This window comes from Serratia sp. CY29653 (assembly GCF_052169255.1).
Classification (GTDB): domain Bacteria; phylum Pseudomonadota; class Gammaproteobacteria; order Enterobacterales; family Enterobacteriaceae; genus Serratia; species Serratia sarumanii.
Genome location: NZ_JBJNLC010000005.1, coordinates 180,282 through 191,106, shown reverse-complemented (window position 1 = coordinate 191,106; position 10,825 = coordinate 180,282). Strand labels below are relative to the sequence as shown.

Below are 10,825 nucleotides of genomic sequence, written 5' to 3'. Positions count from 1 at the left end.
GGAGACGAATTATGGCCATGCAATCTCAAGACATCATTCGTAAATCCGCCACCAATGGTTTCACGCCGGCGCCGCGCGCCCGTGACCACCAGGAAGAAGTGGCCAAACTGATCGATGTCACCACCTGTATCGGCTGCAAGGCCTGTCAGGTGGCCTGTTCCGAATGGAACGACATCCGCGACGAAGTGGGGCACAACGTCGGGGTGTACGATAACCCCGCCGATCTGACCGCCAAGTCGTGGACGGTGATGCGCTTCTCCGAGGTAGAGGAAAACGGCAAGCTGGAATGGCTGATCCGCAAGGATGGCTGCATGCACTGCGCCGATCCGGGCTGCCTGAAGGCCTGCCCGTCGGAAGGCGCGATCATTCAGTACGCCAACGGCATCGTCGACTTCCAGTCCGAGCACTGCATCGGCTGCGGCTACTGCATCGCCGGCTGCCCGTTCGACGTGCCGCGCATGAACAAGGACGACAACCGGGTGTACAAGTGCACCCTGTGTGTCGACCGCGTGGACGTCGGCCAGGAACCGGCCTGCGTGAAAACCTGCCCGACCGGCGCCATTCACTTCGGCACCAAGGAAGCGATGAAGCAGGTGGCGGCGGATCGCGTTAGCGAGCTGAACACCCGCGGCTACCAGAACGCCGGTCTGTACGATCCGGCGGGGGTGGGCGGCACGCACGTGATGTACGTGCTGCACCACGCCGACAAACCGCAGCTGTACCACGGTTTGCCGGACAACCCGAGCATCAGCCCGGCGGTGACCTTCTGGAAGGGCGTGTGGAAACCCCTGGCGGCCATCGGCTTTGCCGCCACCTTCGCGGCCAGCGTGTTCCACTATGTCGGCGTCGGGCCTAACCGCGTCGAAGATGAGGACGAGCACGACGAGTCGCACGACGAGGAGACGCGCAAATGAGAAAGGAAAAGCCCATTCAGCGTTACAGCGCACCGGAGCGCATCAACCACTGGATCGTGGCGTTCTGCTTTGTGTTCGCCGCCATCAGCGGGCTGGGGTTCTTCTTCCCCTCCTTCAACTGGCTGATGAACATCTTCGGGACGCCGCAGCTGGCGCGCATTCTGCACCCGTTTGTCGGGGTGATCATGTTTGCCGCGTTCCTGCTGATGTTCCTGCGCTACTGGAAGCATAACCTGATCAACCGGGAAGATATCGTCTGGGCCAAGAACATCCACAAAATCGCCATGAACGAGGAAGTGGGTGACACCGGGCGCTATAATTTCGGCCAGAAGTGCGTGTTCTGGGCGGCGATTATCAGCCTGGTGCTGCTGCTGGCCAGCGGCGTGGTGATCTGGCGGCCGTATTTTGCGCCGTCGTTCTCCATCCCGCTGATCCGCATCGCGCTGCTGGTGCATTCGCTGGCCGCGGTCGGCCTGATTATCGTGATTATGGTGCACATTTACGCCGCATTGTGGGTAAAAGGCACCATTACCGCGATGGTGGAAGGCTGGGTGCCGGCGGCCTGGGCCAAGAAACATCATCCGCGCTGGTACCGCGAGGTCCGCGAGAAACGACAGGAAGATAAACCCTGATGAGTATCCGCATCGTTCCTAAAGAGCAGTTAGGGGCACAGCGTGAGAAGTCCTCAACGGCGGAGAACATCCCGCCGTTACTTTTCGCCAACCTGAAAAGCCTGTACAGCCGCCGCGCCGATCGCCTGCGTCAGCTGGCGGTCGACAATCCGCTGGGCGACTATCTGAACTTCGCCGCCGAGCTGGCGCAGGCGCAGCAGCATGCGCTGCACGATAATCCGCTGCAGCTCGATCTTAGCGAAGCGCTGGCGCAGGGTGCCGCCAGCGGCAAACCGCCGCTCGATCTGAGCGTGTTCCCGCGCAGCGAGCACTGGCGCAAGCTGCTGGCGTCGCTGATCGCCGAGCTGCGCCCGCAGGCGCCGGAGCATATCCTGGCGGTGCTGGACAACCTGGAGAAAGCCTCGGCGCACGAGCTGGAGCTGATGGCCGACGCCTTGCTCAACCGCGAGTTCGGCAAGGTGGGCAGCGAGAAGGCGCCGTTCCTCTGGGCCGCGCTGTCGCTCTATTGGGCGCAGATGGCCAGCCTGATCCCCGGCAAGGCGCGCGCCGAATACGGCGAGCAGCGCCAATTCTGCCCGGTGTGCGGCAGCATCCCGGTCTCCAGCATGGTGCACATCGGCACCGTCAACGGCCTGCGCTACCTGCACTGCAACCTGTGCGAAAGCGAATGGCACGTGGTGCGGGTGAAGTGCAGCAACTGCGAGCAGACCCGCGATCTCAACTACTGGTCGCTGGACAGCGAGCAGGCGGCGGTGAAGGCGGAAAGCTGCGGCGACTGCGGTACTTACCTGAAGATCCTGTATCAGGAAAAAGACCCGCAGGTCGAAGCGGTGGCCGACGATCTGGCTTCGCTGGTGCTGGACGCCCGCATGGAAGAAGAAGGCTTCGGCCGCAGCAGCATCAATCCGTTCCTGTTCCCGGCGGAGTAACCGCCCGGCCCCGTTCGCGCGGGGCCGGACCAGCAATTTCAGCACGGGCTTCTGGCATTCGCCCGGACGAGTTGCTACGTTTAGGCCATAACGCGCCAAGCGAAAGGAACCACGATGTTAAACACCCTGGCAAAACTGACCGCGGTCGCCGTGCTGGCGGTCGGACTGGCGGCCTGCGACAACAAAGACGACACCAAACCGGCGGTGCCGCCACCGGACACCAAGCCGACCGTGACGCAGCCCGCGCCACCGCCGCCGCCTGCGCCGGTAGAAACCCCGCCCGCGCCGCCGGGGCTGAACGTGTCGCTGCAGAAGGGCAAAATCACCTTCGAGCTGCCGCCGGGCTTTAGCGATCAAACGCTGAACAGCGGCATCATCAACGACAGCACCTCCACCATTCAGCGTTTTCTCGACGGCAAGTCGCGCCAGAGCGCGGTCTCTTCCGAAGTGATCCCGCCGGACGGGATGAAGCTCAACACCAGCGACAAAATGCTGAAAGAGCTGGCGCAGAGCGCCATCACGGTGCTGGCCGAGCGCTATCAGAATATCCAGACCACCAAAGAAGAGAACTTCAGCGTCGGCAAACAGAAGTTTCGCCGGGTGGATACCGAGCAGACCGTCAACGGGCAAAAGGTGGTCTCCACGCTGGTGTTGACGGTGTTCAACAAGCGGGTGGTGACGCTGCAAATGCTGTCGCCGGCCAAAACGCCGGAAGTGCATCAGGCGCTGGTGCAGCGGATTATCGATACCCTGGCGGTGAAGTAAGGGCGCCGCGCCGCGGCCAGGACGAAGCGGAGGAGACCGGATGAAGCTTATCGGCAGTTACACCAGCCCCTTTGTGCGCAAGATTTCCGTGATGCTGCTGGAAAAAGGGATCGCGTTCGAATTCGTCAACGATCCGCCGTATGAGCCAGGCAGCCGGGTGAAGGAGCTTAACCCGCTCGGCAAGGTGCCGGTGCTGATCGCCGATGACGGCGAGGTGTTTTACGATTCGCCGGTGGTGGCCGAATACCTCGAACTGCTGACGGTGGAGCCGGCGTTTTTGCCGGCCGAACGCGCCGCCGCGCTGCGCGTCCGCCAGGTGGCGGCGCTGGCGGACGGCGTGACCGAAGCGGCGGCGACCCTGTTTCGCGAAAGCCGGCGCGCGCCGGAAAAACAGGACGAAAACTGGATGCTGCGCCAGCGTGACAAACTGACGCACGGGTTGGATGCGCTGGAGGCGCTGGCGCGGGAAAAAACGTGGCTCAATGCCGAGCGGCTGACGCTGGCGGATATCGCCACCGGCTGCGCGCTGGGCTACCTCAATTTCCGCCGCATCCTGCCCAACTGGTGCGTCGAGCGCCCGACGCTGGTCAAACTGGCCGAACGCCTGTTCGCCCGCGAAAGTTTCGCCCGCACTGCGCCACCTTGAGTTTTTTTCTCCCCGCCGCGGCGGGGTTTTGCTATGCCGATACGTCTAAATTGAAAACCGAGCGACCATGAGCACTGAATCCCACCTTCTTTACAGTCAACTGCCCGCCATCGACCGTCTGCTGCGTGAACCCGCGATTGAACCGCTGGTGGCGCAGCATGGCCAGACGCTGATCGGTGAACTGTTGCGCCGGCTGCAGGCCCAGGCGCGCGACGCGATCAAGCAACAGCAACGCTTGCCGGCCTGGTGCGGCGACTGGCCGCAGGCGCTGCGGGCCGAGCTGGCCCGGCAGCAACGCCCGGCGTTATTGCCGGTGTTCAACCTCAGCGGCACCGTGCTGCACACCAATCTCGGGCGCGCCCTGCTGGCGCAGCCGGTGAAGGATGCGGTGAGCGCGGTGATGGGGGAGGCGGTGACGCTGGAGTACGATCTGGACGGCGCCGGGCGCGGCCATCGCGATCGGGCGGTGGCGGATCTGCTGTGCCGGCTGACCGGCGCGGAGGACGCCTGCATCGTCAATAACAACGCGGCGGCGGTGCTGCTGATGCTGGCGGCGATCGCCCCCGGCAAAGAGGTGGTGGTGTCGCGCGGCGAGCTGGTGGAAATCGGCGGCGCATTCCGCATACCCGACGTGATGCGCCAGGCCGGCTGCCAACTGGTGGAGGTCGGCACCACCAACCGCACCCATCTGAAAGATTACCGCCAGGCCATCAACGAGCAGACCGGCCTGTTGATGAAAGTGCACACCAGCAACTACAGCATTCAGGGCTTTACCGCGGCGGTCGACGAGGCCGAACTGGCGCAGCTCGGAGCCGAACAGGGCGTGCCGACCGCCACCGATCTGGGCAGCGGCTCGTTGATCGACATGGCGCAGTACGGCCTGCCCGCCGAACCGATGCCGCAGCGGCTGCTGGCCGCCGGCGTCGACTTGGTGACGTTCTCCGGCGATAAGCTGCTGGGCGGCCCGCAGGCCGGGATCATCGTCGGCAAAAAGGCGCTGATCGCCCGCCTGCAGCAGCACCCGCTCAAGCGCGCGCTGCGCGTCGGCAAGCTGACGCTGGCGGCCCTGGAGGCCACGCTGCGGCTCTATCTGCAGCCGGAAAAACTGGCTGAGCAGCTGCCGACGCTGCGGCTGCTGACCCGCCCGCAGCAGGAGATGCAACAGGCGGCCGAACGGCTGCTGGCGGCGCTGGCACCGCGGTTCACCGCCGATTTCGAGCTGCGCGCCGAACCGTGCTGGTCGCAAATTGGCAGCGGTTCGCTGCCGGTGGATCGCCTGCCCAGCTATGCGCTGACCTTCACGCCGCGCGACGGCCGCGGCGCCACGCTGGAAGCGTTGGCCGAACGCTGGCGCCGCCTGCCGCAGCCGGTGATTGGCCGCCTCGGTGACGGCCGGCTGTGGCTGGATCTGCGCTGTCTGGAACAGGAAGGGGCGCTGATCGATGCGCTGAGCGCCTCATGATCATCGCCACCGCCGGCCATGTCGATCATGGCAAAACCACCCTGCTGCAGGCGATCTCCGGGATCAACGCGGATCGCCTGCCGGAAGAGAAGCGCCGCGGCATGACCATCGATCTGGGTTACGCCTACTGGCCGCAGCCGGACGGCCGGGTGCTGGGCTTTATCGACGTGCCCGGCCACGAGAAATTCCTCGCCAACATGCTGGCGGGCGTCGGCGGCATCGACCATGCGTTGCTGGTGGTGGCCTGCGACGACGGCGTGATGGCGCAAACCCGCGAACATCTGGCGATCCTGCGCCTGAGCGGGCGCCCGGCGCTGACGGTGGCGCTGACCAAGGCAGACCGGGTGGACGCGGCGCGTGTCGGCGAGGTACGCCGCCAGGTGCGCGACGAACTGGCGCGCCAGGGCTGGCCCGATGCACCGCTGTTTGTTACCGCGGCGGCGGCGGGAGAGGGTATTGAGGCGCTGCGCGCGCATTTGCTGGCGCTGCCCTCCGGCGAGCACGCGCTGACGCGCCGTTTTCGCCTGGCGGTAGACCGTGCGTTCAGCGTCAAAGGGGCGGGGCTGGTGGTGACCGGCACCGCGCTCGGCGGCCGGGTGCAGGTGGGAGATACGCTGTGGCTGACCGGCGCCGACGCGCCGGTGCGGGTGCGCGGCCTGCACGCCCAAAATCAGGCCGTGGAACAGGCGCAGGCAGGGCAACGCATCGCGTTGAACATCAGCGGCGATGTCGATAAAGACCGTGTCGCGCGCGGCGACTGGCTGCTGGCGCAGCGTCCGCCGGAGGCGGCGGAACGCATTCTGGTGGCGCTGGAAGCGGATCGGCCGATCCGCCATTGGCAGCCGCTGCACCTGCACCATGCCGCCAGCCACATCACCGGGCGCATTTCGCTGCTGAACGACGGGCTGGCGGAACTGATCCTCGATCGCCCGCTGTGGCTGGCGGAGAACGATCGGCTGGTGCTGCGCGATATCGGCGCACGGCAAACGCTGGGCGCGGCCCGGGTGCTTAGACTGAGCGCGCCCAAGCGCGGCAAGCGCCAGCCGGACTACCTGGCATGGCTGCAGGCCCTGGCGAACGCGCAGGACGATGCGCAGGCGCTGACGCTTGAGCTGCCGCACGGCGCGCTGTCTCTGACGGCGTTCGCCTGGGCGCGTCAGTTGACCGACGACGGCCTGGCGGCACTGCTGGCGAACCGCGATCTGCTGATCGTCGGTGACCGGGCGCTGGCGCAGGATCAGGTGCAACAGGCGGAGAGCCGGCTGTTGCAGGTGCTGGCGGAGTACCACCAACAGCACGCCGATCAACTGGGCTTAGGGCGCGCCCGTCTGCGGCGCATGGCCCTGCCCCAGCAGCCGGAAACGCTGGTGTTTATGATGATCGATCGGCTGCTGAAGGCCGGCGCACTGCGCAATACGCGCGGCTGGCTGCACCTGCCGGAACACGGTCTGGCATTCAGCGCCGAAGAGGCGCCGCTGTGGGCGCGCATCGAACCGCTGTTTGGCGACGAGCCGTGGTGGGTGCGCGATCTGGCGAGCGAACTGGGCGAGGAGGAGAGCCGGGTGCGGGCGCTGCTGCGCAAGGCGGCCCAGCTGGGCCATGTGACGGCGGTGGTGGTGGATCGCTATTACCTCAGCCGACGCATCGATCAGTTCGCGGCGCTGATCCGCGAGCTGGATGCGGAGCGGGGCGGCGCCAACGCCGCCGACTTCCGCGATCGGCTCGGCGTCGGGCGCAAGCTGGCGATCCAGGTGCTGGAGTTCTTCGATCGCAGCGGCTTTACCCGCCGCAAGGGTAACGAGCATCTGCTGCGCGACGGCGGGTTGTTTGGCAACTGATTGCGTGTTTTTTGTTCTCTGATGGCGGTATAATCAGCTTTAATCACTTTGATTGATATTGATTGTACTGAGGAGCAAGACGATGAATACGAAAGTCATCACCGCTCATGTGCCGCTGCCTTTGGCTGAAAAGGTGGATGAAATGGCCGCCAAACTTGAACGCTCACGGGGATGGATAGTGAAGCAAGCCCTCACCGCCTGGCTCGAGCAAGAGGAAGAGCGCCGTCGATTAACGCTGGCGGCGCTGGCCGATGTCGAACAGCAAAACGTTATCGATCATGAATCGGTAGAAGCCTGGGCTGCCAGCCTGGACAGTGACGATCCGCTGCCGGTACCGCGCTGATGGCGTTAAAATGGACGAGTAAGGCGCTATCGGATTTGGCGCGTTTGTTTGAGTTTCTTGCCTTGGCTAACCGTACTGCGGCAGCGAATTCGGTGAAGGCCTTGGTCGCCGCGCCTAAAGCGTTGCTTGATAATCCTCGCCTGGGTGAAAGACTGGACGAGTTTTTACCGCAGGAAGTGAGGCGTATTCTGGTCGGCCGTTATGAGATACGTTACCAGGTGCAGCCGGCAACGATTTATGTTCTGCGTATTTGGCATACCCGCGAAGAGCGATAGGCCGAATTCCCCTACCCGATAAATCTGACGGCGGCCCGGCTGACGTCTGGCGTCTGGGCGGTCAGAAACGCCTGTAAGCGTTCGATCAGCGGCCGCTTCGCCGATTCTTCCGGCCAAACCAGATAGTAACCGTCGCCGGTACGCACGGCGGCGTCACAGGGCAGCGCCAATAACCCCTCCTCAATCGTCCGCAGGCTCAGCGCCAGATCGCCGATCGAGACGCCGTGCCCGGCGATGGCCGCCGTGTTGCCCTGTTCCAGCGAATCAAATACCTGGCCGCGCGTGAGATCGATCGGGGCCGCGATGCCGCTTTTTTGCAGCCAGCGCCGCCAGTCGCGCCGATCGGGCGAAGGGTGGATCAGCGGGCAGGCGGCGAGGTCGCGCTGCCCGTCGGCGAGCAGCGCGGGGGCGCAAATCGGGATCAGCCATTCGTCGAACAGCTTGGCGGCGGCGGTGTTGGCGCCGAAGTGGCCGTTGCCGAGCAGGATGGCGCAGTCGTAGGGTTCGCTGAAAAAATTCACGCTGTCGATGTCCATCCAGACGCTGGCTGCCTGCACCTCGAACGCCTGCGCCGTTTGCCGGAACCGGCTCAGGCAGTCCAGCAGCCAGCGCAGGGTCAGCGTGGAGGGCGCCTTCAGCCGCAGCAGATCGCGGTGGCTTCTGAACAACTCGCACGCTTGCTCGATGCGGCCAAACCCTTGCTGCAGCTCGGCGGCGAAGATTTTCCCCTGCGGCGTGACCTCGATGCGCGGGCCGTTGCGCTGGAACAGCCGACAGCCGAAGTGCTGCTCCAGCATTTTGATGTGCTTGCTGACGGCGCTCGGGGTGAGATGCAGCTCCTCGGCGGCCAGCGTGAACGAGCCGGTGCGGGCGGCGCTTTCGAAGGCGCGCAGGGCGTAAAGCGGCGGAAGGGAACTGGCCATCGCGGCGTCTCTAATAATGAGTCTGATTCACAGTAAACGACAGGATTACTCCTTTTTCAAGGCGGGGGCGGCGGCAGGATAATGGCGCGACGCCAACTGACTGAATGTGAGTGAAATAAAGATGAACCTGTCGTTGCTGGCGGCGTATTTCGCCGCCATTTTCTTGCTGATCGCCACGCCGGGGCCGGTGGTGGCGATGGTGGCCAACACCGCGGCGCGCTTTGGTGCCCGGCGCGCGCTGTTGACTGCGCTGGGCAGCAACGGGGCCTCCTTGTTGCTGATCGGCATCGCCGCGCTGATTATCACCGGGCTGTTCGCGGTGGATATGCGCTTGCTGCAGTGGATAGGCCTGCTGGGTTGCCTGTTTATCGGCCGTATGGCGATCGCCTCGCTGTATGAGGATTTATCCGCGCGAACCCCGGATGCGCAGCCCGTGGCGCCGCCGCAAAAACGCTCGGCGATCCTGACCGGTTTTCTGGTGGGCATCGCCAACCCCAAAGACATTATCTTCTTCGTCGCTTTTTTCCCGCAGTTTATCGCCGTCACCCCCTCGATCGGCGCCAGCCTGACGCTGTTGACTGCACTGTGGGTGCTGGCGGACTTCGCCATCTTGCTGGCCTATATCACCCTGCTGTCGGGAACGGCGCTGCAGCGCGCGCGGCGGGCGATCTCTGTCCTGTCGGCGTTGCTGCTGTTGGGGGTGGCGGTGATGGGGGCGGGGTATGCGCTGTGGGGTCTGCTCGGCTGAAGCCGCATAAAAAAACGCCGGTCGGGAAACCGGACCGGCGTTTATCGTGGCGTTTAAGCCGCGCCGGTCGGCTGCGGCGTGGGGTCGCCGTTGCGGCGTTTGCCGATAAACAGCGCCACCAGCGTCAGCCAGCACAGGCCGCTGATGAGGTTGAACAGGTTGAACAGCCCGCTGCCGCCCCAGACGTAGGCGACCTTGGCCAGCTCGATGCCGACGGTGAACACCATCATGCTCAGCATGCCCATGGTGGCCGACACGGTGCCTTTGCTGACAGTGCTGGAGAACAGCGTCAGGCGGTACAGGCCGGCGTTGGCCAGGCCAATGCCGAAGGCGTACAGGCTCAGGCCGGCGGTCATCCACAGGTAGGCATGGCTGGAGAACTGGGTCGCCAGCGCGGCGATCAGCAGCCCCAGCAGCATTGGGCCCGCGCCCAGCTTGATCAGGCGCTCCACGCTGTTTTTGCCGGTCAGGCGCGCCAGCGTCAGGTTGCCGAGGATCAGCGCGCCGAACACCGGGATTTGCAGCAGGCCGTAATCCAGCGTCGACAGCGACTCACCGCTGATCAGGATCACCGGTGACTGGGCGATCCAGGCCAGCAGCGGCAGGCTGGCGAAACCGATCGCCAAAGCGCCGCACAGGAAGCGGCGGTTGCCCAGCACCTGACGGTAGTCGCGCCACAGGTTGGCGGCGGAAAACGCCTCGCCCTGCAGCGTGGCGGTTTCCGGCATCGCTTTCCACAGGCCGTAGAAGGCGATGGCCGCCAGCGCGGCGAACAGCACGAACATGCTCTGCCACGGCGCGACGTGGATCAGCGCCGCGCCGGCCAGCGGCCCGAGCAGCGGGGCGATCAGCGCCACGTTGGCCATCAGCGCGGTGATCTTGATGCACACCGATTCTTCAAACGACTCCTGGATGGTGGCGTAGCCGACCGCGCCGATAAAGCACAGGCCGATGCCCTGCAGGAAACGCATGGCGATGAACTGCTCGATGGTGGTGACCAGCAGGATCGCCAGGCAGGAGACGATAAAGAACGCCACTCCGGCCAGCATCACCGGGCGGCGGCCGCGGCGATCCGACAGCGGCCCGAGCAGCCACTGCAGGAAGATGCCGCCGGCCAGATAGGCGGTCATCGAGGTGGGCACCCACTCTTCGCCGGCGTTGAAATCCGCCACGACGGCCAGCATGCCCGGCTGAATCATATCGTTGCCGATATAAGTGGCGAACTCGAACAGCACCAGACAAAGAGGGAATAAAAGCGCCTGTCGGCCCAAACGTGCCGCAGGTGGTAATGTCGTTTTCATATTATTGTACTGATAGTAAAAGAGAAAAAGGAACTGCCAGGGCGGGAAG

General features: G+C 64.5%; 12 protein-coding genes. 10 read left to right on the top strand and 2 right to left on the bottom strand.

Features of this window, described 5'->3' with window-relative positions:
- The first annotated feature begins 11 nt into the window (after nt 1–11).
- The 9 genes from fdxH to ACJ8HN_RS20610 all read left to right on the top strand — a co-directional run bounded on the left by fdxH (nt 12) and on the right by ACJ8HN_RS20610 (nt 7,804).
- Complete coding sequence (gene fdxH / locus ACJ8HN_RS20650) at nt 12–914, top strand: formate dehydrogenase subunit beta (protein WP_004934014.1); 903 nt, start codon at nt 12–14, stop codon at nt 912–914.
- A complete protein-coding gene (gene fdoI, locus ACJ8HN_RS20645) occupies nt 911–1,546 on the top strand; it encodes a formate dehydrogenase cytochrome b556 subunit (protein WP_004934017.1) in 636 nt (211 codons plus the stop codon). Before fdxH ends, fdoI begins: the two co-directional genes overlap by 4 nt.
- A complete protein-coding gene (gene fdhE / locus ACJ8HN_RS20640; RefSeq protein WP_033649531.1) occupies nt 1,546–2,475 on the top strand; it encodes a formate dehydrogenase accessory protein FdhE in 930 nt (309 codons plus the stop codon). The genes fdoI and fdhE overlap by 1 nt, the downstream gene beginning before the upstream one ends.
- Nucleotides 2,476–2,589: 114 nt before the next feature.
- Nucleotides 2,590–3,240 (top strand): DcrB-related protein, encoded by a 651-nt coding sequence (locus ACJ8HN_RS20635; RefSeq protein WP_033636562.1) that lies wholly within the window; start codon nt 2,590–2,592, stop codon nt 3,238–3,240.
- A gap of 40 nt (nt 3,241–3,280) precedes the next feature.
- Nucleotides 3,281–3,886 (top strand): glutathione S-transferase, encoded by a 606-nt coding sequence (locus ACJ8HN_RS20630; protein WP_442523885.1) that lies wholly within the window; start codon nt 3,281–3,283, stop codon nt 3,884–3,886.
- Nucleotides 3,887–3,953: 67 nt separating this feature from the next.
- Nucleotides 3,954–5,348 (top strand): L-seryl-tRNA(Sec) selenium transferase, encoded by a 1,395-nt coding sequence (gene selA / locus ACJ8HN_RS20625; RefSeq protein WP_239442350.1) that lies wholly within the window; start codon nt 3,954–3,956, stop codon nt 5,346–5,348.
- Nucleotides 5,345–7,186, top strand: coding sequence for a selenocysteine-specific translation elongation factor (gene selB / locus ACJ8HN_RS20620; protein WP_308331301.1), 1,842 nt, complete (start codon nt 5,345–5,347; stop codon nt 7,184–7,186). The genes selA and selB overlap by 4 nt, the downstream gene beginning before the upstream one ends.
- Nucleotides 7,187–7,268: 82 nt before the next feature.
- Nucleotides 7,269–7,529 (top strand): CopG family ribbon-helix-helix protein, encoded by a 261-nt coding sequence (locus ACJ8HN_RS20615; RefSeq protein WP_033649526.1) that lies wholly within the window; start codon nt 7,269–7,271, stop codon nt 7,527–7,529.
- Complete coding sequence (locus tag ACJ8HN_RS20610) at nt 7,529–7,804, top strand: type II toxin-antitoxin system RelE/ParE family toxin (RefSeq protein WP_060428468.1); 276 nt, start codon at nt 7,529–7,531, stop codon at nt 7,802–7,804. Before ACJ8HN_RS20615 ends, ACJ8HN_RS20610 begins: the two co-directional genes overlap by 1 nt.
- An 11-nt stretch (nt 7,805–7,815) precedes the next feature.
- Here the strand turns inward: ACJ8HN_RS20610 and ACJ8HN_RS20605 are convergent, their stop codons facing one another.
- Nucleotides 7,816–8,727 carry a LysR family transcriptional regulator gene (locus tag ACJ8HN_RS20605; RefSeq protein ID WP_442523884.1) on the bottom strand — a complete coding sequence of 304 codons (912 nt, stop codon included), beginning with the start codon at nt 8,725–8,727 and terminating at the stop codon, nt 7,816–7,818.
- Between the two features lie 121 nt (nt 8,728–8,848).
- Here ACJ8HN_RS20605 and ACJ8HN_RS20600 point away from each other — a divergent pair, with 121 nt between their 5' ends.
- On the top strand, nt 8,849–9,475 hold the full coding sequence (locus ACJ8HN_RS20600; RefSeq protein WP_342134479.1) for a LysE family translocator: 627 nt from the start codon (nt 8,849–8,851) through the stop codon (nt 9,473–9,475).
- A 53-nt stretch (nt 9,476–9,528) separates the two neighbouring features.
- Here the strand turns inward: ACJ8HN_RS20600 and ACJ8HN_RS20595 are convergent, their stop codons facing one another.
- A complete protein-coding gene (locus tag ACJ8HN_RS20595) occupies nt 9,529–10,776 on the bottom strand; it encodes an MFS transporter (protein ID WP_033638635.1) in 1,248 nt (415 codons plus the stop codon).
- Nucleotides 10,777–10,825: the final 49 nt, after the last annotated feature.